Raw genomic sequence first — 22,407 nt, 5'->3', positions numbered from 1 at the left:
ATCGCGGCCGGATGCCGCCCCAGCGGCACCGAGTCGCGTCAGGCGGGGACGCTGGCCACACCCGGCGGCAGGAACCGCTGGCCGGTGACCTTCTCGGACACACCCTCACGGTCGAGCAGCGGGGTGAGGCCGCCGTTCCAGAACTGGAACCCGGCACCGGTGATCATCGCCAGGTCGAGGTCCATCGGGGCCTGCGCGACGCCCTCGTCGAGCATCCGGCGTGCCTCGTCGGCGAGGACACCGAGCACCCGCTCGCGGACCTCCTCCGTGGTCAGCACCACCGGGTCGGCCGGCTTGTCGAACAGCGCCTCGACCTCGGGGTCGACGACCGGCTTGCCCTCGGGCCAGATGTAGATCGCCGGCTTCTTGGCGGCCACCAGCTTGCGCAGGTTCTCCGACACGTAGAAGCGGTCGGGGAAGGCCTTGGCCAGCGTCTCGTTGTTGTGCAACGCGATCGCCGGGCCGACGAGACCGAGCAGGACGTACGGCGGCATCGGCGCGAGACCGGCGAACGCCCTGTCCGCGACCTCGATCGGCGTCCCCTCGTCGACGACCTTCGCGACCTCGCCCATGAACCGGCCGAGGAGCCGGTTGACGATGAAGCTGGGGGAGTCCTTGACGAGGATCGTCGTCTTCTTCAGGCCCTTGCCGGTGGCGAAAGCCGTTGCGAGAGTAGCGTCGTCGGTCTGCTCGCCCTTGATGATCTCGAGCAGGGGCATGACCGCCACCGGGTTGAAGAAGTGGAAGCCCACGACCCGCTCGGGGTGCTCCAGGTCGGACGCCATCTCGGTGATCGACAGCGAGCTCGTGTTGGTCGCCAGGACCGCAGTCGGCTCGACCACTGCTTCCACTTCCTGCCAGACCTGCTTCTTGACCGACATCTCCTCGAAGACCGCTTCGAGCACGAAGTCGGCGTCCGCAAACCCGTCCTTGGACGTCGCGCCGGTCACCAGGCCCTTGAGCCGGTTGGCCTTGTCGGCGCCGAGACGGCCCTTGGCGAGCAGCTTGTCGACCTCGCCGTGGACGTAGCCCACGCCCTTGGCGACGCGCTCCTCGTCGAGGTCGGTCATCACGACCGGCACCTCGAGGTTCTTGGCGAACAGCAGCGCGAGCTGGCTCGCCATGAGCCCGGCGCCGACGATGCCGACCTTGGTGACCTTGCGCGCCAGCGCCTTGTCGGGCGCGCCGGCAGGGCGCTTGGCCCGCCGCTGCACGAGGTCGAACGAGTACAGGCCTGCGCGCAGCTCGTCACCCATGACCAGGTCGGCGAGCACCTCGTCCTCCGCCGCGAAACCCTCGTCCCGCGAAGCCGTGCGCGCGGCCGAGACCAGCTTCAGCGCGGCATACGGACCGGGCGCCTGCCCGCCCGTCTTGAGGTCGACGACCCCCTTGGCCGTCTTCACGGCCGCCTCCCACGACGCCTCGTCGCGGTCGACCTCGGGCCGCTGCACCGTGGTGTCACCCTTGACGACGCCTGCGGCCCACAGCAGCGACTCCTCGAGGAAGTCGGCAGGCTCGAACATCGCGTCGGCGATCCCGAGCTCGAACGCCTGCGGCCCCTTGAGCATGCGGTTCATGTTCATGGGGTTGTCGATGATGACCTTGAGCGCGTTCTGCACGCCGACGAGGTTCGGCAGCAGCCAGCAGCCGCCCCACCCGGGCACAAGGCCGAGGAACGTCTCGGGCAGCGCCAGCGCGGGCACGCCCGCGGAGATGGTGCGGTAGTCGGCCGCCAGCGCGATCTCGACGCCGCCACCCATCGCGGCACCGTTGACGAACGCGAAGGTCGGCACCGGTAAGTCCATGATGGCGCCGAATGCCGCGTGGCCGGCTCGGGCGACCTCGAGCGCCTGCTCGCGGGTGTGCGCCTGCGACACGGCCTTGAGGTCGGCACCGACGGCGAAGATGAACGGCTTGCCGGTGATGCCGACGGCCTGGATCTCACCGGCCTCGGCACGCTTGCGCAGGTCGGCGACGACCGTGCTGAGCCCCTCGATGGTGGCCGGACCGAACGTGTTCGGCTTGGTGTGGTCGAACCCGTTGTCGAGGGTGATGAGGGCAAGGGTGCCCGCGCCTCCCGGCAGCGCGATGTCGCGCACGGGCGTGTGGGTCACGACCTCTTCGAACGTCTTCTCGTCGCTCATGCGGCGACCTCCTTGCCGTAGTCGGCGTGGTGGGGGTTCTCCCAGATCACCGCGCCACCCATGCCGATACCGATGCACATCGCGGTCATGCCGTAACGCACCTCGGGGTGCTCCTCGAACTGGCGCGCCAGCTGCGTCATGAGCCGCACACCGGACGACGCCAGCGGGTGGCCGGTGGCGATGGCGCCGCCGTACTTGTTGACCCGCTCGTCGTCGTCGGCGATGCCGAAGTGGTCGAGGAAGGCGAGCACCTGCACGGCGAACGCCTCGTTCAGCTCGAACAGCCCGATGTCGTCGATCGACAGCCCGGCCTTGCCGAGCGCCTTCTCCGCCGCGGGGATCGGGCCCACACCCATCACCTCCGGCTCGACGCCGACGAACGCGAAGTCCACGAGCCGCATCCGCACCGGCAGCCCGAGCTCCTCGGCGGTCTCGGCGGAGGCGAGGATGCACGCGGTGGCGCCGTCGTTGAGCCCGGCCGCGTTGCCCGCGGTCACGTTGCCGTGCGGGCGGAACGGCGTCTTGAGCGCGGCGAGGTCGTCCATCGTGGTGCCGGGTCGCGGCGGCTCGTCCTGCGTCGCGAGGCCCCAACCCTGCTCCTGGTGGCGCGTCGCCACGGGCACGAGGTCGGGCTGCACCTGGTTGTTCGCATACGCCTTCGCGAGCTTCTCCTGGCTCGACACGGCATACGCGTCACTGCGCTCCTTGGTGATCTCGGGGAACCGGTCGTGCAGGTTCTCCGCCGTCGAGCCCATGACGAGTGCGGACGGGTCGACGAGCTTCTCGGCGACGATCCGCGGGTTGGGGTCGACGCCCTCACCCATGGGGTGCCGGCCCATGTGCTCGACACCACCGGCGATGGCGATGTCGATGGCACCAAAGGCGATCGAGCTCGCGGTCGTCGTCACCGCGGTCATCGCGCCGGCGCACATGCGGTCGATCGAGTAGCCGGGTGTGGTCTTCGGCAGGCCCGACAGCAGGGCCGCGATGCGACCCAGCGTGAGCCCCTGGTCGCCGATCTGGGTCGTGGCCGCGATCGCGACCTCCTCGACCCGCTCCGGCGGCAGCTCGGGGTGGCGGCGCATGAGCTCACGGATGCATTTGATGACGAGGTCGTCGGCGCGGGTCTGGGCGTAGATGCCCTTGTCCCCGGCCTTGCCGAACGGCGTGCGAACGCCGTCGACGAACACGACCTCACGCAGAGTGCGGGGCACGGATGGCCTCCCTTGTGGGGTGTGGGTGAGACACCGGTATGCCGGTGCGTACGCCTGCGATGCTACCCGCGAGTAACCGTGTCGGTCACCGGGGCCCCGGCGTGAGAGCCGTCACCGCGGCCGCGGCCCGTCAGGCGTCGGTGTCCGGGTGGTCGGCGAACGCCTTGGCGAGCAGGGGCGCGACGATCCGGGTCTGCCAGCCGCGGGCACCCAGGCCGCGCAACGCGGTGGTGAAACCCCCCTCGGACCGGTCCGACGGTGGTGTCCACACGACGCGGCGCAACGGCTCGGGCGACATGACGTTCTCGACCGGGATGTCGTGCTCGGCCGCGAAGGCGGTGAGGCCCGCCCGGGTGTCGGCGAGCCGGGCTGCCGCGACCGGGTCGCGCTCGGCCCAGGCGCGTGCGGGCGGCGGCCCGTCCGAACGCAGGGTCATCGGCGGCAGCTCGTCCTCGGCCAGGGCATTGGCGCGCGACACCGCCGACAACCACTGCCGCTGGTAGCGGCGGATCGACCGGTGGCCACCGGGCAGCTGGTCGGGGCTGCGTGGCCCAGCCATGGCGATCTCGACGAGCACCGCGTCGGGCAGGACCCGGCCGGGGGACACGTCGCGGTCGCGGGCGATGGCGTCGCGTGCCTCCCACAGCTCGCGGACGACGGCGACGGTGCGGCGGTGACGCACCTTGTGCATGCCGGAGGTCCGGCGCCACGGGTCGACGCGCGGAGCCGGGCCGGTGAAGTCGAGCAGCGCCTCGAACTCCTCACGCGCCCAGCCGTCCTTGCCCTGCTTGGCCAGGTCGACACCCATGAGGTTGCGCAGCTCGACCAGCACCTCGACGTCGAGCGCGGCATACCGCAGCCACGGTTCGGGCAGGGGGCGCGTCGACCAGTCGACGGCGGAGTGCTCCTTGGCGAGCGAGAGCCCGAGGTAGTGCTCGACCACCGCGGCGAGTCCGACGCGCGGCAGGCCGAGCAGCCGACCGGCGAGCTCGGTGTCGAACAGCTGCCGGGGGCGCAGGCCCACCTCCGCGAGGCACGGCAGGTCCTGGGTCGCGGCATGCAGGATCCACTCGGCGTTGCCAATAGCATCGTCGAGCGGCGTCAGGTCGGGCACCGCGATCGGGTCGATGAGCCAGGTCCCCGAGCCGTCGCGGCGCACCTGCACGAGGTAGGCCCGCTGGCCGTAGCGGTAACCGCTGGCGCGTTCGGCGTCGAGGGCCACCGGACCCTCGCCGGCCCGGATCGCCGCCGCGGCCTCGTCGAGGCCGCGTTCGCTGTCGATCACGGGCGGCACGCCGTCCGCAGGCATGTCGAGGGGGATGAGCTGGACCGCGGGCGTCGCGTCGACGTCCTCGTCCGCGGTGGGAGTGTCGACGAGCGGCCCGGCCTCGAGCTCGTCGTCGGTGTCGGTCACCGTTCCAACCTATCTGGTTCCCGGTTGCAACCACCGGGATCCAGCGCCGCACGCAGGGTCAGCGCCGTGGCCCCGGCAGGGCGATGACACCCTCGGGCAGCGGCGGCAGCCCGGCGATGGTGCACAGCAGGTCGGACCAGGCCAGGAGGTGGTCACCGACGTTGCCGGACACCGGGGTCCACGACGCGCGCACCTCCATCTCGACGCTCGCGGGACGGTCCGCCAGGCCGGCGAAGCTCTCCGACACGACCCGCGTGACCGTGCCCGCCTCGGCGGTGTAACCCACGTGGTGCCCGTCCAGCGCGTCGGTCAGCCAGGACCACCCGACCGCGCCGAGCATCGGGTCGCTGGCGAGCTCCGGCTCGAGCTCGGCGCGCGCGAACGTCACTGCCCGCCAGGCGCCGTCCCACGGGTCCGGGATCGAGGGGTCGTGCAGCAGCACGAACCGTCCCGACGCCAGCTCGTCCTCGTCCGCGGCGGCGCCCACGACCTCGGCCGTGAGCGCCACGGCATACGGGGCGATCCGTTGCGGTGCGGGCACCTCGGTGAGCCGGATCTCGGGGCGCAACCGCGCTCCACGCAGATCGGTCAACGCCTGCGTGAACTCGGGGGAGTGGTCTCCAGGGACCGTTCGGCTGCCCACCAGACGAGGGTATGCCGGGTGGCGCGTTATCACGGTGAACGCCGCGCCGCGCGGGGTGTCGCGTCCAGCTAGCGTTGCCTCCCGTGGTCGCCCTGCTCGCTCTCGCGTCCAGCGCCTGTTGGGGGACGTCGGACTTCTTCGCCGGCCTGTTCTCGCGCCGCCGCCCGCCGCTCGCGGTGGTCGGCTGGACCCAGTCGCTGGCCTTCGCCGTCGTGTCGGGCGTCGTGCTCTTCCGGCTGGGTGACGTGCCGTGGACGGGGTGGCCGCTGTGGTCGGTCGCGGCGGGGCTGTCCGGCCTCACGGGTCTCGTCTGCTTCTACACCGCGCTCGCGACCGGGACCATGGGGGTCGTCGCACCGATCGCGGCGCTGGGCGTGGCCGTGCCGGTGCTGCTCGGCGTCGCGACGGGTGACGAGCCGGCCGCCTGGACCTGGGTCGGGATGGTGGTCGCGATCGTCGGGGTGACGCTGGCCTCCGGCCCCGAGCTGTCGGGAGCGGTGTCGGCCCGGCCGGTGGTGCTGGCCGGTGTCGCCGCGGTCGGGTTCGGGTTCGCCCTCTTCTGCATCGACCGGGGCGCCCAGACCTCGACGTTGATGACCCTGTGGGGCATGCGCGGGACGTCGTTCGTCCTCTTCGCGACCTTGGCCCTGGCGCTGCGTCGCACGGGTGGGGTGGTGGCCCGAGAGGTGCCGGCACTGACCCTCATCGGCTGTGCCGACATGGCGGCCAACTTCCTCTTCGGGCTCGCCAGCAGCCGGGGGCAGGTCAGCGTGGCCAGCGTCCTCGCCTCGCTCTACCCGGTGGTCACGATCGTGCTCGCGCGGTTGGTCCTCGGCGAGCGGCTGCGGGTCGTGCAGCAGGTGGGGGCTGTGCTGTCGCTCGTCGGTGCCGCGGTGATCGCGCTCTGAGGGACGTGCGACGCGGATGCGCGGACGGAGCGCGGCCCGGTGCGTGCGACACTTGCCGCCGTGACCTCCCCGCACGACTCGACCCTCGTCCGCGCTGCCCGCCGTGAGCCGGTGACGCACACCCCGGTGTGGTTCATGCGCCAAGCCGGGCGCTCGCTGCCCGAGTACCGCGAGGCCCGTGCCGACACCGAGATGCTCGAGGCCTGCCGCACCCCGGACCTCGTCACGGAGATCACGCTCCAGCCGGTGCGCCGTCACGGCGTCGACGCGGCGATCTTCTTCTCCGACATCGTGGTTCCGCTCGCGGCGGTCGGGGTCGACCTCGAGATCAAGGCCGGCGTCGGCCCGGTGATCGCCCAGCCCGTCCGCTCGCGCGCCGACCTCGATCGGCTGCCCGAGCTCACCCCCGACCTCGTGCCCTACATCACCGAGGCCGTGCAGCAGCTCGTCGGCGAGCTGGGAGCGACGCCACTGATCGGTTTCGCCGGGGCCCCGTTCACCTTGGCCAGCTACCTCGTCGAGGGCGGACCGAGCAAGAACCACGAGCACACCAAGGCCCTGATGTACGGCGACCCCCAGCTCTGGAACGACCTGTGCGCCCGGCTCGCCCAGATCTCCGGCGCCTTCCTCGACGTCCAGGCCGCCGCCGGTGCGTCAGCCGTGCAGCTGTTCGACTCCTGGGTCGGCGCCCTCCCGCGCGCCGACTACGAACGCTTCGTCCAGCCCCACTCGGCCGCCGCGCTCGCGGCCGTGGAGGCACGCGGCATACCCACCATCCACTTCGGGGTCGGCACCGGCGAGCTGCTCCCGGCCATGGGCGCCGCGGGCGCCGACGTCGTGGGCGTCGACTACCGCGTGTCCCTCACCGACGCGATCTCCCGCCTCGGCGATAGGTATGCCGTGCAGGGCAACCTCGACCCGGCGCTCCTCTTTGCGCCGTGGGAACCGTTGGCGGCCAAGGTGCGCAGCATCGTGGCCGAGGGGAAGACGGCACCGGGGCACATCTTCAACCTCGGCCACGGCGTGCTGCCGACCACCGACCCCGGGGTGCTCACCCGCGTGGTCGAGCTGGTCCACGAGGTCAGCCAGCGCTAGGCGTCGCGTTCGCTGCCGGCGCGGTGCGGGCCGGGCGGTGGCGCCGCCACCACAACCACGCCGGGACGCCGACGAGCGCGAACAGCACGGCGAACGGCAGCAACGCGCCGAGGATGGTCAGCACCACCTGGACCGAGGCGGTGAAGGCCTTCCAACCGCCCTTGAGGCCGGCGAGGAACCCGGCGTCGTCGGTGGTGCCGGCGGGGGCGATGACCTCGGGACGCGTCGTCAGGCTCACCTGCACCGGCGACATCGCGACGCTGTCCTTGAGGGCGGCGAGCTGCGCCTCCATCGACTCCAGGTCGGCCTGGCGACGCGTCAGCTCGGCCTCGAGGGCGACGGTCTGGTTGAGGTCCTTGGCGTTCGCGAGGTAGCCCCGAACCCGCTCGATGCTGACGCGCATGGTCTCCAGCCGGGACTGCGTGTCGACGATCTGGCTGCCGACGTCTTCGCTCGAGCTGGTCGACCGGATCACCTTCCCGACCGAGCCGAGGTCGGCGACCACGGCGTCGAGCTTGCTCGACGGCACGGACACGGTGATCTCGCCGTAGGTCGTCGCAGTCAGCTGGCTGCTGTCGGCGAGGGGCGCGTCCTTGTCGGCTGTGCCGATGTTCTCGGCGAGGACGATGCCGTCGGCGGCGATGGTGGTGGACCGGACCTTGGCAACCGCCTCGTTGATGTTCTTCACCTCGAGTGCGACCGAGGCGCGGCGGGCCAGCTGCTGTTGGGCGGCCCGCAGGCTGGCGGGGCTCACGGCGTTCGAGCCGGGCTTGGCCGTGGAGGACTGCGAGCCACTGGCGTTGCCGCCACCTGATTCCGGTGCGGCCGGTGCACCCTGCTCGGTGGCTGCCAAACCGTTGGGGTTCTTGGCATCTGGGGCGCGGGCGGCCGAGTCGGACGCGACGGTCCCGGCGGAGCTGTCGTTGACCGAGCCCCCACAAGCGGTGAGGGCCAGGAGTGCGGCGGCTGCGGTGGAGACGAGGACGATGCTGCGGGCGTGCGGACGTTTCATGACTGGCTCCCTGGCTGGCTGCGAGATCTGCTGGACACCGCTGCGACTCGGTCAGTGGAGCCGACGTTCCCACCCGGTGGTGTCGAAACAGTCACGGTCTTGAAACAGTGGACGCATGAATGGGTCACGGGTCGTCGTCATCGGCGGAGGGATCGCCGGGCTTGCCTGCGCCTGGGAGCTTTCGCGTGCGGATGCGGACATCACGGTGACCGTGTTGGACGCCGCCGACCGGCCCGGGGGCAAGCTGCGGCGCGAGCCGGTGGCCGGAATCGCGATCGACGTCGGCGCCGAGTCGGTCCTGGCGCGTCGGCCGGAGGCAGTGTCGTTGATCGACGAGGCCGGGCTGGGCGACGCGATGGTGCACCCCGCGCCCGTCGGGGCCTCGATCTGGAGCAGGGGAGCGCTGCACGCGATGCCCCGGGGCACGCTGATGGGGATCCCGGCGGACCCGGCGTCGGCCGCGGGCATCCTCGTCCCGGCCGAGGTCGAGCGCGCTGAACACGAAACTCCTTGGCACACAGGCGATTTCACCGATGTCTCGGTTGGCGAATACGTCGGGCGACGCCTCGGTGACGCCGTGGTCGACCGTCTCGTCGAGCCGTTGCTCGGCGGTGTCTACGCCGGGCAGGCGCGGTCGCTGTCGCTCCAGGCCTGCCTGCCACAGGTGTATGCCGCGGCGCAGGCGGGCGAGTCGCTCACAACCGCGGCGCGTGTCGTTGCTTCGGCGGCTGCCGCGTCGTCCGCCGCCAGGGACGGCGCCCCGGCCCCGGTGTTCGCCGGTGTCGACGGTGGCATCGGGAGGCTGGCCGAGGCGCTGGCTGAGCAGCTGCGCGCGGCTGGCGTGACGATCCGCAGCGGCACCATCGCCCGTGAGCTCCATCGGACGCCGGCCGGAGACGGTGTGGCAGGGGCAGGCTGGTCGGTCGTCGTGGGACCGCGTCCCAGCCCGGAGCGCATCGACGCCGACGCGGTGGTCCTGGCCGTCCCGGCGACGCCGACGAGCAAGCTGTTGGCACCGCTGCTGCCCGAGGTGGCGCGCGAGCTGGCCGACATCCCGTACGCCTCGATGGCCATCATCTCGCTGGCCGTGGCCCGCGACCCGGGCGCGGATCCCGTTGCGACACTGCCCGGTTCGGGCTTCCTCGTTCCGGCCGTCGACGGCCGCACCATCAAGGCGAGCACCTTCAGCTCGAGCAAATGGGGCTGGGTCGCCGACGCGGCCGATGACCTGTTGTTCCTGCGCGCCTCGGTGGGTCGCTACGAGGAGACCTCGGACCTGCACCGACCGGACGACGAGCTCGTCGCCATCGCGGTGGCCGAGGTCAGCGAGGCACTGGGCGGCCAGCTGCCACGAGTCGTGGACGCGCACGTGCAACGGTGGGGCGGTGCGCTGCCGCAGTACACCGTCGGGCACGTCGACCGGGTGGACCGCATCCTGCGCGGGGTGCAGGGTGAGCCGGGGCTGGAAGTCGCCGGCGCGGCATACCAGGGGGTTGGCGTCCCCGCCTGCATCGCGAGCGGGCGCGCGGCGGCCGCGGGCGTCCTGACCCACCTGCGCGACGGGCGCACGGGCGAGCGACAATGAGAACATGAGCGCTCCACACCCCGGCAACCCCAACGCAGCCCGCATCCGCGAGATCAACGAGACGATCCGGTACGCCCTGTGGTCGGTGTTCGAGGTGACGGCGCCGCTCGGCGACGACCGCGACGTCATGGCCAAGGAGGTCGACGAGCTGTTCGCCTCGCTGGAGGAGCAGGGTGTCGTGACGCGCGGCGTCTACGACCTCGGTGGCATGCGCGCGGGCGCCGACTTCATGGTCTGGTGGCACGCCGAGAAGATGGAAGACCTGCAGGCCGCCTACCGCGCGCTGCTGCGCACCGGTCTCGGCTCGCTGCTCGAGTGCACCTGGTCGGCGGCGGCGCTGCACCGCCCGGCCGAGTTCAACAAGAGCCACATCCCGGCGTTCCTCGCCGACGAGCAGCCGGGTGAGTGGCTGTGCGTCTACCCGTTCGTCCGGTCCTACGAGTGGTACCTCCTGCCCGACGCCGAGCGGCGCGACATGCTGCGCGAGCACGGGCAGCAGGCGCGTGACTTCCCCGACGTGCGGGCCAACACGATCTCCAGCTTCGCGCTGAACGACTACGAGTGGGTCCTGGCGTTCGAGGCGCCGGAGCTGCACCGCATCGTCGACCTCATGCGCGAGCTGCGCGCGTCCGGCGCGCGGCGGCACGTGCGCGAGGAGATCCCCTTCCACACCGGTCGGCGAGTCGCTGTCGCCGACCTCGTCCAGGCGCTGCGCTGACCGTGGCCGGCCCCGCGGACCTGTCCCACTTCGTCGCCGCGCAGGACGCAGGCGACACGTATGCCGCGGCTCTCGCCGAACTGCGCTCCGGGCGCAAGCGCAGCCACTGGATGTGGTTCGTCTTCCCGCAGGTCGCCGGGCTGGGCCGCTCGGACATGGCGCAGCGGTACGCGCTGAGCGGTGTGCAGGGGGCGCGCGACTACCTCGCCCACCCGGTGCTCGGCCCGCGGCTCCTGGAGTGCGCGCAGGCGCTGGCCGACCTCGGCGCGGGCGATGCCGAGGCCGTCATGGGTGGCATCGACGCGGTCAAGCTGCGTTCGTCGATGACGTTGTTCGCCCACGCGGCCGAGCACGACGACGACCGGGCCGTGTTCCGCTCCGTGCTCGACCAGTACTTCGGTGGCCAGGAGGACCCGGCGACGATCGTCCGGTTGTGACGCCGAACGACCGTCAGCCACGGCGACTTCACTCGGGGACTGTGAGGTTCGCTCGGTCTACTAACGCGAGCGAAGCCAGCTTTCCCGCATGACGCGTAAAAGCTGAGGTCAGGGCTTGGGGCGCAGGGTGAGGCTGATGCTGTTGATGCAGAACCGCTGGTCGGTCGGGGTGTCGTAGCCCTCGCCCTCGAAGACGTGCCCGAGGTGGCTGCCACAGTTGGCGCAGCGGACCTCGACCCGCTTCATGCCGAGGCTGTTGTCCTCGATGTACTCGACGGTGTCGCCGGCGAGCGGGGTGTAGAAGGACGGCCAGCCGCAGTGGCTGTCGAACTTGGTGTCCGAGGTGAACAGCTCGGCGCCGCAGGCGCGACAGGCGTAGACGCCCTCGGTCTTGGTGTCGGTGTACTCGCCGACGAACGGCCGCTCGGTGCCGGCCTGACGCAGCACCTGGTACTCCGCCGGCGACAGCTCCTCGCGCCACTGGTCGTCGGTCTTGGTCACGGCGTACTCGCGGTCGGTGCTCTTCATGCTCACGGTTCGTTGCCTTCCTGGACTCAGATGGCCCGGTTCGGTGGGTGGGCACTTCTTGGTGGCACTGGCTGCAACGCTACGCGCGCCGGAAATGGTCCCGTGACGCCGGACACGTCCGACTAGGCTCGCGATCATGGCAGCGAAGGCGACCGAGATCGAGGTTCCCGGCGGCCCCGACGGCTCCCGGCAGGTGCGGATCTCGAGCCCGGACCGGCTGATCTGGCCCGACGACGAGGCCACGCCGGGCGGTGTCACCAAGCTCCAGCTCGCGCAGTATGCCGTGGACGTCACCGACGGTCTCATGCGCGCCCTCGTGCACCGCCCGGTCACGCTCCAGCGGTTCCCCGAGGGCATCACGGGTGAGGAGTTCTGGACCAAGAACCCGCCCAAGGGCATGCCTTCGTTCGTCGAGCCGGTGATGTGCACCTACCCCAGCGGGCGCAAGCACCTCCAGGTCGTCGTCGACGAACCGGCCACCGCCGTCTGGGCGGTGCAGATGAACACCGTCACCTTTCACCCCTGGCCCGTGCGGACCGACAACGTCGACAACCCGGACGAGCTGCGGATCGACCTCGACCCCCAACCGGGGCGCGACTTCAAGGACGCGGTCGAGGCGGCATACGCCCTGCGCGAGGTGCTCGCCGAGATCGGGCTCACGGGGTGGGCCAAGACGTCCGGCAACCGGGGCGTCCACGTCTTCGTGCGGGTGGCGCCGACGCACGAGTTCCTCGACGTGCGCCACGGCGTCATCGGCATCGCGCGCGAGCTCGAGCGTCGCCTGCCCGACCTCGTCACCACGAGCTGGTGGAAGGAGGAGCGGGGCGAGCGCGTCTTCGTCGACTTCAACCAGGCGTGTCGTGACCGCACCATCGCGTCTGCCTACAGCCCGCGCCCCCTGCCGGGTGCGCCGGTGAGTATGCCGGTGAGCTGGGAGGCGTTGCGCGACGTCACCCCTGCGGACTTCACCGTCCGGACGGTGCCGGGGATCCTCGCATCCGACGGCGACGCGTGGGCGGGGATGGACGAGGCCGTCGGTGACGTGTCGACGGCGATTGTCTTGTGGGACAAGGACGTCCACGAGCGCGGGCTGGGTGAGCTGAACTTCCCGCCGGACTACCCGAAGATGCCGGGAGAACCGCCGCGGGTGCAGCCGAGCAAGCGCCGCAAGGACAAGACCGACGATGAGTACATGACGCCGAAGGCCGACCGCGACGCCGACCTGCGCAAGCTGTGGGGCCCGGTCGTGCCGCCGGTGCCACCGATGCTGGCCAAGCCGGTCAAGGCGATCCCGCGCGACGGCGAGCACCTCTTCGAGCCGAAGTGGGACGGTTTCCGGTCGATCATCTTCCGCTCGGGTGACGAGGTCGAGATCGGCAGCCGCAACGAGAAGCCGATGACGCGCTACTTCCCGGAGGTGGTCGAGGCGGTCAAGGCCAACTTCCCCGACCAGGCCGTCATCGACGGCGAGATCGTCCTCATCAGTCCCGAGACGGGGGACCGGCTCGACTTCGACGCGCTCCAGCAGCGCATCCACCCCGCGGCCAGCCGGGTCAAGAAGCTGGCGGTCGAGACACCGGCCAGCTTCGTGGCCTTCGACCTCCTGTCCCTCGGCGGCGACGACCTCATGGGGCTGCCGTTCGAGCAGCGGCGCGAGGCACTGGAGACCGCGTTGGCCGACGCGCAGGCACCGGTGTTCCTCACCCGCGCCACCCGCGACCCCGACGTGGCGCAGGAGTGGTTCGAGCAGTTCGAGGGGGCCGGGCTCGACGGCGTCATCGCCAAGCCCCTCGACATCGCCTACGTCCCCGACAAGCGACTCATGCTCAAGATCAAGCACGAGCGCACGGCCGACTGCGTGGTCGCGGGTTACCGCACCCACAAGAGCGGCCCCGACGCGATCGGGTCGCTGCTGCTCGGCCTCTACACCGACGACGGCACGCTCCAGAGCGTCGGCGTCATCGGGGCCTTCCCGATGGCCCGCCGCAAGGAGCTCTTCGAGGAGCTCCAGCCGCTCGTCACCGACTTCAGCGACCACCCGTGGGCGTGGGCCGAGCCGGAGATGGGCAGCCGCACCCCGACCAGCGGTGCCGGCAGCCGCTGGAACGCGGGCAAGGACCTGTCGTTCACGCCGCTGCGGCCCGAGCGGGTGGTCGAGGTCCGCTACGACCACATGGAGGGCATCCGGTTCCGCCACACCGCGCAGTTCGCGCGCTGGCGCCCCGACCGTGACCCGCGGTCGTGCACCTACGAGCAGCTCGAGGAACCGGTCAGCTTCGACCTCGCCGAGGTGCTCGGCGACGGGGAGCAGTGATGGGCACGCCCCAGCGGGTAGCGGCGCGCAAGGCGGCCGCAGCCGGCGCCATCGCCGGTGGTGCCCTGGCCGCGACGGCGGCGGCCAGCAGCCTCGGCGCCGCGGCATACTTCGCCCGTCGGGTCCTCACCCCTGACCGGCGACGTCCGGACGACACCTCGATCCTCACCGTCGAGCGGGACACCGTCACCCTCGACGTCACGCCCGAGACCGTCGTGCCGGGGCGCTACGGCCTCTGGCTCGACCGCGAGCACGGTCACGTGCGCCTCGGTGACATCGTCGACCTCGATGAGTCGAAGGGCCGCGTGCGGCGGGAGGTGCTCGGGCTCGACTTCGGCCACCTGGCACCGGGATTCGGCCGCTGGAACCCCTATTACTATGCCTCTCCGCCGGACCGTTCGCTGGGCCTGCCGACGCAGTACGTCGACGTCGACACCGAGCTGGGGACGATGCCGGCCTGGGTCGTTCCGGCGGCGGTGCCGAGCGACCGCTGGGCCGTGCTGGTGCACGGACGCGGTGCCCGGCGGCACGAGACGCTGCGGGCGATCCGGCCGCTGCACGAGCTCGGCATCACGGTGCTGGTTCCCAGCTACCGCAACGACCTCGGCGCCCGCAGCGGACCCGACGGGCGCTACAACCTCGGCCTGTCGGAGTGGCGCGACGTCGAGGACGCGATGCGGTATGCCGTGTCGGCAGGAGCGCGCGACCTCACCCTCGTGGGGTGGTCGATGGGTGGTGCGATCGTGCTCCAGACCCTGGCCCGCTCGCACCTCGCCGACCGGGTCACCGAGGTGGTGCTCGACGCGCCGGTGATCGACTGGGCCGACGTCCTCACCCACCACGCGGCGCTCAACGGGGTGCCGGCGCCCATCGGTGGGCTCAGCCGGGCGCTCATGGGGCGCCGGTCGGCACGGCGTCTGGTCGGCGTGCACGAGGCCGTCGACGTGGCCCAGACCGACTGGGTGGCGCGGGCGGGGGAGCTGCGCCACCGGACGCTGCTCATCCACTCGCTCGACGACGAGTTCGTGCCCGTCGGACCCTCGCTGGCCCTGGCCGCGGCCCGACCGGACCTCGTGGAGATGCCCCGCTGGGACACCGCGCGGCACTGCAAGGAGTGGAACGTCGACGCGGTGCGGTGGGACCGCGAGGTGAGCGAGTTCCTGGCGCGATGATCGTCGCGGCCGGGCTTGATCAGCGCCGCACGAACCAGCGGCCCATGACCGTGCCGTCCTCCTCGACGAGGACGGTCGGGTCCAGGTCGAGGGTGAGGTCACCGGCCCGCACGATCCGCTGGTGGGTGCCGCCGACGATCCGTGGCGCCCACGAGAGGTCAACCTCGTCGACGATGCCGGCCTCGAGCATGCAGCCGAAGAGTGTGGGTCCGCCTTCGGACAGGATGTCGCGAAAACCTCTGTCCTCCAGCTGCTTTCGCATGATGGCGAGGTCCACTGCCTCATCGCCCGCGATGACCACGTGCTCGTCACCGAGCACGTCGCGCGCCCGGCCGAGGGCGGCGGTGTCGGCCTGGGCTCGCGTCACGAGCAGGGCCGACCCCGGTGGCGACGTCATCGCGGCGATGGTCGGCGGCAGCTCACCCGCGTGGCTCACCACGACGAACGGCGGCGCCTGCGGGTCCTCGTCCCGCAGCACCGGGTACTGCTCGGCGCGCACCGTGCCGGCCCCGACCACCACGACGTCGGCGAGGTCGCGCAGCATGCGGAACACGCGCCCGTCGGCCTCGGTGTTGATGCTGCCGGAGCGCCCGTCGTCGCCGGTGACCGCACCGTCCAACGTCGCCACGAAGTTGACCCGCAGCCACGCGCGGTCCGGCGGCGCGGCATACGCCTCTCTCAGCTGCGCGTCGTCGAGCTCGCTGCCGAGGGCGGGGGAACCGTCTGGCCCCAGGAGGATGCGCATGGCGGCAGTGTGCCGCACTCGGGCCGTCATTACGCTGCACAGCGTGCCCGGCTCCATCACCGAACGCTCGCCCCGACTCGACCGCGACCGCCTCGTCCGCGAGCTGGTGCCGCCGCCGCGCTTCGACGCCGAGCGGTTCGGCACCTACCGGCCGGGCCCCGAGCACCCGAGCCAGGCCGCCGCCGTGGCACGCCTCGAGGAGTATGCCGATGGGCTGGGTCCGCGCCCGGGGCGCCGATGGGGGTTTGGCCGCGCGAAGGCGACCGAGGCGAAGGGGATCTACCTCGACGGCGGGTTCGGCGTGGGCAAGACGCACCTGCTGGCGTCGCTGTGGCACGCGGCGGAGGGGACGAAGGCGTTCGGAACGTTCGTCGAGTACACGAATCTCGTGGGGGCACTGGGGTTCCAGCCCACCGTCGACGCGCTGAGCACGCACCAGCTGGTGTGCATCGACGAGTTCGAGCTGGACGACCCCGGTGACACGGTGCTGATGGCCACCCTGCTGGGCCGGCTGACGGAGGCAGGTGTGTCCCTGGCTGCGACGTCGAACACGCTGCCGGACGCCTTGGGGGAAGGACGGTTCGCGGCCGAGGACTTCCTGCGCGAGATCCAGGCGTTGTCGTCGCGGTTCGAGGTGCTGACGATCGACGGGCCCGACTACCGCCACACCGACGCGCTGGGCAGTCCGGCACCCCTTTCGGAGGAGGAGGTCGTGGCCGCCACGGCAGCCGACTCGGCGCTGCTCGACCACTTCGTCGACGTGACCCGACACCTGTCCACCGTGCATCCGAGCCGCTACCGGGCGATGCTCGACGGCGTCACCGCAGTGGGGTGGACCCACGTGCGACCGGTGACCGACCAGGCCGTCGCGCTGCGGCTCGTGGTGCTCGTCGACCGGCTCTACGACGCCAAGATCCCGGTCTTCGCGAGCGGGACACCGCTGCACGAGATCTTCTCACCGGAGATGCTGGCCGGGGGGTACCGCAAGAAGTACTACCGGGCCATCTCGCGGCTCACGTCGCTCGCGGCACACGGCAACCGGTGATTGGATGCCCTCATGGCCAAGAAGGGCAAGGGCAAGGACAAGCTGAAGAAGCCTGACAAGCTGAAGAAGTCCAAGGACGACAAGGCGGGCAAGGCGTCGAAGAAGTCGAAGGCCGTCAAGGCGTCCGCACCCGCGTCGTTCATCGACGCGCTCCGGGTCGACGACGGCTTCGTGCTGGCGGACCTGGACCCGCGCTCCACACCGGGGTTCGACGGCGACAAGGCCGACGGTGAGGCCGCGCTGGCGGCCCGGGCCGGTGAGATCGGCGACCTCCAGGAGCGGCTGTACGCCGAGTCCAAGGGCGGCGGCAACCGCTCGTTGCTGTTGGTGGTGCAGGGAATGGACACCTCCGGCAAGGGCGGCATCATGCGCCACGTCGTGGGGCAGATGGACCCGCAGGGCGTGAAGTACACGGCGTTCAAGGCGCCGAGTGCCGAGGAGAAGCGGCACCCCTTCCTGTGGCGCATCCGCAACGCCCTGCCGAACCCCGGCCAGATCGGCGTCTTCGACCGGTCGCAGTACGAGGACGTCCTCATCGTGCGCGTCCACGACCTGGTCCCGCGCGCGACGTGGTCACGCCGGTACGGCCAGATCAACAACTTCGAGGCCAAGGCGGTCGAGGACGGCACCACGATCATCAAGGTCATGCTGCACATCTCCTCCGACGAGCAGAAGGCCCGGCTCGGGGAGCGGCTCGACCGGCCTGACAAGTACTGGAAGTTCAACCCCGGCGACATCGACGAGCGCGAGCGCTGGCCGGACTACCAGGAGGCCTACCAGGCCGTGCTCGACCGGACGTCGACCGACGAGGCCCCGTGGTTCGTCGTCCCGGCCGACCGCAAGTGGTACGCCCGGCTGGCGGTGCAGAACCTCGTGCTCGAGCACCTCGAACGGATGGACCCGCAGTGGCCGCCGGCCGACTTCGACGTGGCCGAGCAGCAGCAGCGTCTCGCCGAGACCTGAGCTCCACGCCGGCGCGATCACCGCCCGCGTCTCGGCCCCCTGTGGATAACCCACCGGGCCCGACCGGCTCTCTCGCCAGACTCGAGGCATGACCTCGACGTTCTTGCCGCGCCGTTCAGTGCGCGCAATCCCGCTGGCGCTGGTTGGTGTTCTCGTCTTGACGGCGTGTTCGGGCCAGCCGGACGTCACGCGCACGTCCACGTCCACGCCCAAGCCCACGACCGCGGCATACCCGCAGCCCACCGTGCGGCTCGACCGGGATCAGGCGCGTGTGGTTGCGTGGCTCGGGCTGAGGATGGCCGACGGTGACCTGAACCCGAAACAGCAGTCCGGATTCGACAGCGTCTCCTTGTGCAGTTCCGATGGCGGCTTCTCCCCGAGTGACGCACGATCGTGGCTGGTGCAGTCGGAGGCGTTGCAGTACAGCACCCCGGACGCACCGGTCCAGGGCGAGGTCAAAGGGGTGGCCCGCTCGGTTTCGGCGGTCATGCTCCTCGACCCGTCGCCGTCGGCGGCGAAGTTCATGGACGAGCGCATCCAGGCGTGGCAGAAGTGCAAGGACCAGGGCGACCTGAAGCGGACGGCCATCAAGGTGTCTGCGCCCGGCTCGTCCGCAACCATGGGGCAGCTGGAGCAGGCGGACGGTGACGCCATCACGAGGTACCAGGCCATCACTGCAGCGCGGGTCCAGAACGTCGTGGTGCTCTGCAGCGCGTTGGGGCCGTCGTCCAAGGCGGTGCAGACGTCCGCAACCGGTTGCGTCGCGGACGCCGCCCGCGCTGTGCCGGTGGTGGCTGATCCGGCGGGGTCACGAGGTCTGCTCGCAGCCAAGGCGTTGTTGGCCCGAGTCACTGGCAAGGGGTGGACCACGCGGCCCGCTCACGCCCCCTCTTCGGCCTGTCCCCGCTCTGACCGCCCGACGTTCGCCCCAGCCAGGGCTGCTGCCCTGTGGGTCGAACGCAGCGTGAAGCAGAAGGGCGTGACGGGCGCGCCCGAGCCAGTCGGAGTCGTCGACCTTGAACTCGCTCCTGATGCCGCGGCTGCCAAGGCCCGTGCGACGGGGATCCGCAAGGTCATGGCGGCGTGCAGCGGCAGGTTCACGAAGAAGTACCCCACGATGTCTGTGCCCGGCGAGGTGCTGCCGGTGAAGACTGCCGACCTGGGCGACGGTGGGTTCATCCTCGTCTGGCGGCTGAACTGGCCTGGGCAGAAGCCTGAGTACCTCGCCGAGGCAGTCTTCAGCTCGGGTGCGGCTGTCGTGCAGGCAAGTGGGTTCGGTGGCAAGTCAGCCACCGACGTCCAACGCGATGTCGCCGAACTGGCCCGAGCCGTTTCGAGGCACGCTGCACAGACTGGCTGAAGGTCAGCGGACCCACGCGCGGTCGATGATCGTGCGGGCGCTGGTCGCGGTGAGGCCGGCGTCGAGGGTGCCGAACGTCGCGCCGTGGTCGCCGCCGAGCCGTGAGGCGATGAACGCCTCGGCGACGGCGTCGGGCGCGTGCCGCACGAGCAGGGAAGCCTGGAGGGTCGTCGCGAGGTGCTCGACGATGCGTCGGGCACCGGCTACCCCCTCCGGTTGCGTGGCGAGAGCGACGAGCTCGTCGACCTGGTCGATCGCACGGTCGAGGACCGCGCTGTGGCCGACGCCGAGCTGGACCTCCTTGCGGAACGCCTCGACCGCCAGCGGTTCGCGTCCGATGGCCCGCAGCACGTCGAGGGCGTTGACGTTGCCCGAGCCTTCCCAGATCGAGTTGAGGGGCGCCTCGCGGTAGAGCCTCGCCAAGCCGTTCTCCTCGACGTATCCGTTGCCGCCCAAGCACTCCAGCGCCTCCGCGACCATCGGCGCGGTGCGCTTGCACACCCAGTACTTGCCCACGCCGACCCCGAGCCGCGACAGCGCCGTGTCACCCTCGTCGACCGCGTGGGCCAGCCGCAGGCCGAGCGTCGTGGCCGCCTCGACCTCGAGGGCCAGGTCGGCGAGCACGTTCTGCATGAGCGGCTGGTCGACGAGCAGCGCACCGAAGGCGGAGCGGTGCCGCGCGTGGTGGATGGCGCGCACGAGTGCCGCCCGCATCGTGGCTGCGGAGCCGAGGATGCAGTCGAGCCGGGTGGACGCCACCATGTCGAGGATCGTGCGTATGCCGCGTCCCTCGTCGCCGACGAGCGCGCCCCACGTGCCGTCGAGCTCGACCTCGGAGCTGGCGTTGGACCGGTTGCCGAGCTTGTCCTTCAACCGTTGCAGCGCAAAGAGATTGCGCGACCCGTCGTCGAGGATGCGAGGCACGAGGAAGCAGCCGACCCCTGCGTCGGTCTGCGCGAGGACGAGGAACGCGTCGCTCATCGGCGCCGAGCAGAACCACTTGTGGCCCGTGAGGCGGTAGGTCGCGCCGCCCTCGATCGGGCCATCCGGAATGGCCACGGCGCGCGTCGTGTTGGCGCGCACGTCCGACCCGCCCTGCTTCTCGGTCATGCCCATCCCGGCGATGACGCCGCCCTTGGACGAGAGCGGGCGCAGGCCGAAGTCGTAGGTGCGAGAGGCGAGTCCGGGGACCCAGCGATCAGCCAAGGCGGGCGTCGACGCCAGCGCCGGCGCCGCGGCATACGACATCGAGATGGGGCACCCGTGCCCCTGTTCGTTCTCCGACCACGCCATGAACCCGGCCGCGCGGCGCACGTGGTCGCCGCTGCCCGGGGCGGCGAGCCAGGGCGTGGCGGTGAGTCCGGCGCCGACGCCGACCCGCATGAGCTCGTGCCAGGCGGGGTGGAACTCGACTTCGTCGATGCGTTCGCCGCGAGGGGAGTGGGTGCGCAGCCGCGGCCCGAACTCGTTGGCCTGCACGGCCCATTCGCGCGCCTCGTCGCTCCCTGCCCGCTCACCCAGGGCGACGACCTCGTCGTATGCCGCGTCGCCCGCCCAACGTCGAAGTCCTTCCGCGAGAGCGGGGTTGGCGGTGACGGTGTTGGTCTCGGGCAGGGGTGGGACCTGGTTGGTGACGGCGTGGGTGGGCACGATCGCACTGTAGGCCGGGATACCGTGAACGCGTGACATTCCGGGCCCGGGTGCGACGCGAGCTGCTGCGCGTCCCTGGTGCGCTGCCCTTCGCACGACTGGTGATCGAGACGATCCGGGTGTGCATGAAGTACCGCGTGACGGGGTTGGCGTCGGAGGCCGGCTTCTTCATGCTGCTGTCCCTGCCACCGTTGGTGCTGGGACTCTTCGGCGGCGTCGGTTACGTCGGCAGCTGGCTCGGGCGGAACATCCAGACCAGCTTGCTGGACGGCATCCAGCGATTCGCGGAGCAGTTTCTCGTCGGGTCCATCGTGGACACCACCATCGTCCCCACGGCTCGCGACGTGCTCCAGAACGGACGGTTCGACCTCATCTCGATCGGGTTCGTGCTGTCCATCTGGTCGGGGTCACGTGCACTCAACGTGTTCGTCGACACGATCTCGATCATGTACGGCCAGTCCGGCGTGCGGGGGATCGTGCAGACTCGGGCGCTCTCCCTCAGCCTCTACTTCCTGTCGCTGGTCGTGGGCGTGCTCATCGTGCCGCTCGTCGTGATCGGCCCGACGTGGCTGTCGGGGCTGTTGCCGCAGGATCTGCGCTTCCTCGCGCTGCTCTACTGGCCGGTCGTTGTGCTGCTCACGGTGGCGAGCGTGACGACGCTGTTCCACATCTCCACCCCGCGGCAGACGCCGTGGCGTCGTGACATCCCCGGCGCGGCCCTGACGCTGGCGATCTGGGTGCTGGCGTCGTTCGTCCTGCGCGGCACCATCTCGGCGTCGCTGGGCGACCAGTCGACGTCGATCTACGGGCCGCTGTCCACGCCGATCGTGCTGCTGATCTGGCTCTACGCCCTGGCCATCGCCATCCTCATCGGTGCCGCGCTCAACGCCGCGATCCGCAAGCTCTACCCGGTCGAGGAGCGGCCGACGCTGCGCGTGCAGACGATGGAGTGGGTCAAGGGCAAGGTCGCCGAGGCGCGGGACAACGGCACGGCGGACGAGAACGACGCACGGGACCGCGACGACGAGGCGGCCGTCGCAGCACGACTGGACGACGCCGAGCACCTGCTCAGCACCTCGATGGAGGGCCTGCGACTTGAGGCGCACCGGCCGCTCACCCCGCTCCGGGAGGAGGGGGAGGACCCGTCGGAGGGCGAACGAATGACACGCGTGAGAGCCGATTTGGAGACGAGTCGCCGGATCGGATAATGTCTGTCCGCACGCGCAGGCGGGTGAAAGCCCACCTCAGACACCAATAGCGCGTGTAATGCGGATGTAGCTCAGTTGGTAGAGCGCAACCTTGCCAAGGTTGAGGTCGCCGGTTCGAGCCCGGTCATCCGCTCGGAGGGTTTGACCGCCTTCACGGTGGAGTGGCCGAGAGGCGAGGCAGCGGCCTGCAAAGCCGCGTACACGGGTTCAAATCCCGTCTCCACCTCGACCGGCTCTGCCAGCATGTGGAGT

Annotated in this window: 19 protein-coding genes and 2 tRNA genes; 13 read left to right on the top strand and 8 right to left on the bottom strand. The window is 70.9% G+C overall.

The window, feature by feature from the left end; translation table 11 throughout:
- Positions 1 to 38: 38 nt before the first annotated feature.
- The 4 genes from HJG52_RS03965 to HJG52_RS03950 form a co-directional block, all read right to left on the bottom strand.
- Positions 39 to 2,144: a 3-hydroxyacyl-CoA dehydrogenase NAD-binding domain-containing protein gene (locus HJG52_RS03965; RefSeq protein ID WP_171242223.1), complete on the bottom strand. Its 2,106-nt coding sequence runs from the start codon at positions 2,142 to 2,144 to the stop codon at positions 39 to 41.
- A complete protein-coding gene (locus tag HJG52_RS03960) occupies positions 2,141 to 3,358 on the bottom strand; it encodes an acetyl-CoA C-acyltransferase (protein WP_171242222.1) in 1,218 nt (405 codons plus the stop codon). The genes HJG52_RS03965 and HJG52_RS03960 overlap by 4 nt, the downstream gene beginning before the upstream one ends.
- A gap of 130 nt (positions 3,359 to 3,488) precedes the next feature.
- Positions 3,489 to 4,772 (bottom strand): ribonuclease D, encoded by a 1,284-nt coding sequence (locus HJG52_RS03955; protein WP_430413323.1) that lies wholly within the window; start codon positions 4,770 to 4,772, stop codon positions 3,489 to 3,491.
- A gap of 58 nt (positions 4,773 to 4,830) precedes the next feature.
- Positions 4,831 to 5,415, bottom strand: coding sequence for a DUF3000 family protein (locus HJG52_RS03950; RefSeq protein ID WP_171242221.1), 585 nt, complete (start codon positions 5,413 to 5,415; stop codon positions 4,831 to 4,833).
- An 83-nt stretch (positions 5,416 to 5,498) separates the two neighbouring features.
- On the opposite strand from HJG52_RS03950, the gene HJG52_RS03945 reads away from it, so the two are divergent.
- Together HJG52_RS03945 and hemE are read left to right on the top strand one after the other, a co-directional pair.
- Positions 5,499 to 6,323 (top strand): EamA family transporter, encoded by an 825-nt coding sequence (locus HJG52_RS03945; protein WP_171242220.1) that lies wholly within the window; start codon positions 5,499 to 5,501, stop codon positions 6,321 to 6,323.
- Between the two features lie 135 nt (positions 6,324 to 6,458).
- Positions 6,459 to 7,418, top strand: a complete 960-nt coding sequence (gene hemE / locus HJG52_RS03940; protein WP_240977508.1) for a uroporphyrinogen decarboxylase — start codon at positions 6,459 to 6,461, stop codon at positions 7,416 to 7,418.
- Here hemE and HJG52_RS03935 read toward each other — a convergent pair.
- Positions 7,405 to 8,430 (bottom strand): DUF4349 domain-containing protein, encoded by a 1,026-nt coding sequence (locus tag HJG52_RS03935; protein ID WP_171242218.1) that lies wholly within the window; start codon positions 8,428 to 8,430, stop codon positions 7,405 to 7,407. The two genes, hemE and HJG52_RS03935, sit on opposite strands and share 14 nt — an antisense overlap.
- A gap of 115 nt (positions 8,431 to 8,545) precedes the next feature.
- On the opposite strand from HJG52_RS03935, the gene hemG reads away from it, so the two are divergent.
- Genes hemG through HJG52_RS03920 form a run of 3 tightly spaced genes read left to right on the top strand, consistent with a single transcriptional unit; the run spans position 8,546 to position 11,170 of the window.
- Complete coding sequence (hemG, locus tag HJG52_RS03930; RefSeq protein ID WP_171242217.1) at positions 8,546 to 10,015, top strand: protoporphyrinogen oxidase; 1,470 nt, start codon at positions 8,546 to 8,548, stop codon at positions 10,013 to 10,015.
- A gap of 4 nt (positions 10,016 to 10,019) precedes the next feature.
- Complete coding sequence (gene hemQ / locus HJG52_RS03925) at positions 10,020 to 10,733, top strand: hydrogen peroxide-dependent heme synthase (protein ID WP_171242216.1); 714 nt, start codon at positions 10,020 to 10,022, stop codon at positions 10,731 to 10,733.
- Between the two features lie 2 nt (positions 10,734 to 10,735).
- Positions 10,736 to 11,170, top strand: coding sequence for a DUF1810 family protein (locus tag HJG52_RS03920; protein WP_171242215.1), 435 nt, complete (start codon positions 10,736 to 10,738; stop codon positions 11,168 to 11,170).
- A 108-nt stretch (positions 11,171 to 11,278) separates the two neighbouring features.
- Here HJG52_RS03920 and msrB read toward each other — a convergent pair whose 3' ends face one another.
- On the bottom strand, positions 11,279 to 11,698 hold the full coding sequence (msrB, locus tag HJG52_RS03915; protein ID WP_171242214.1) for a peptide-methionine (R)-S-oxide reductase MsrB: 420 nt from the start codon (positions 11,696 to 11,698) through the stop codon (positions 11,279 to 11,281).
- A gap of 136 nt (positions 11,699 to 11,834) precedes the next feature.
- Between msrB and HJG52_RS03910 the strand changes: the two genes are divergently transcribed.
- Positions 11,835 to 14,012, top strand: a complete 2,178-nt coding sequence (locus HJG52_RS03910) for an ATP-dependent DNA ligase (RefSeq protein ID WP_171242213.1) — start codon at positions 11,835 to 11,837, stop codon at positions 14,010 to 14,012.
- Positions 14,012 to 15,184 (top strand): alpha/beta hydrolase family protein, encoded by a 1,173-nt coding sequence (locus HJG52_RS03905; RefSeq protein WP_171242212.1) that lies wholly within the window; start codon positions 14,012 to 14,014, stop codon positions 15,182 to 15,184. Before HJG52_RS03910 ends, HJG52_RS03905 begins: the two co-directional genes overlap by 1 nt.
- A 19-nt stretch (positions 15,185 to 15,203) precedes the next feature.
- On the opposite strand, the gene HJG52_RS03900 is transcribed toward HJG52_RS03905, so the two are convergent.
- Complete coding sequence (locus HJG52_RS03900; RefSeq protein ID WP_171242211.1) at positions 15,204 to 15,929, bottom strand: dihydrofolate reductase family protein; 726 nt, start codon at positions 15,927 to 15,929, stop codon at positions 15,204 to 15,206.
- Between HJG52_RS03900 and zapE the strand changes: the two genes are divergently transcribed.
- From zapE to HJG52_RS03885, 3 genes are all read left to right on the top strand, one after another.
- On the top strand, positions 15,928 to 16,974 hold the full coding sequence (gene zapE, locus HJG52_RS03895; protein WP_171242210.1) for a cell division protein ZapE: 1,047 nt from the start codon (positions 15,928 to 15,930) through the stop codon (positions 16,972 to 16,974). The genes HJG52_RS03900 and zapE overlap by 2 nt on opposite strands.
- 12 nt (positions 16,975 to 16,986) lie before the next feature.
- On the top strand, positions 16,987 to 17,937 hold the full coding sequence (locus HJG52_RS03890; RefSeq protein WP_171242209.1) for a polyphosphate kinase 2 family protein: 951 nt from the start codon (positions 16,987 to 16,989) through the stop codon (positions 17,935 to 17,937).
- A gap of 88 nt (positions 17,938 to 18,025) precedes the next feature.
- Positions 18,026 to 19,297, top strand: coding sequence for a hypothetical protein (locus HJG52_RS03885; RefSeq protein WP_171242208.1), 1,272 nt, complete (start codon positions 18,026 to 18,028; stop codon positions 19,295 to 19,297).
- 3 nt (positions 19,298 to 19,300) lie between these two features.
- Here the strand turns inward: HJG52_RS03885 and HJG52_RS03880 are convergent, their stop codons facing one another.
- Entirely contained in the window at positions 19,301 to 20,947 is a 1,647-nt protein-coding gene (locus HJG52_RS03880) for an acyl-CoA dehydrogenase family protein (RefSeq protein WP_346767553.1), read from the bottom strand.
- Between the two features lie 32 nt (positions 20,948 to 20,979).
- On the opposite strand from HJG52_RS03880, the gene HJG52_RS03875 reads away from it, so the two are divergent.
- From HJG52_RS03875 to HJG52_RS03865, 3 genes are all read left to right on the top strand, one after another.
- The gene (locus HJG52_RS03875) at positions 20,980 to 22,155 is read left to right on the top strand and encodes a YihY/virulence factor BrkB family protein (protein ID WP_346767552.1); all 1,176 of its coding nucleotides are present in this window, start codon (positions 20,980 to 20,982) and stop codon (positions 22,153 to 22,155) included.
- 60 nt (positions 22,156 to 22,215) lie between these two features.
- A tRNA-Gly gene (locus tag HJG52_RS03870) sits at positions 22,216 to 22,288 on the top strand.
- Between the two features lie 22 nt (positions 22,289 to 22,310).
- Positions 22,311 to 22,381, top strand: a tRNA-Cys gene (locus HJG52_RS03865).
- Positions 22,382 to 22,407: the final 26 nt, after the last annotated feature.

The organism is Knoellia koreensis, assembly GCF_013041615.1.
GTDB classification, from domain to species: Bacteria; Actinomycetota; Actinomycetes; order Actinomycetales; family Dermatophilaceae; genus Pedococcus; species Pedococcus koreensis.
This window is presented reverse-complemented; position numbering and strand designations above follow the sequence as displayed.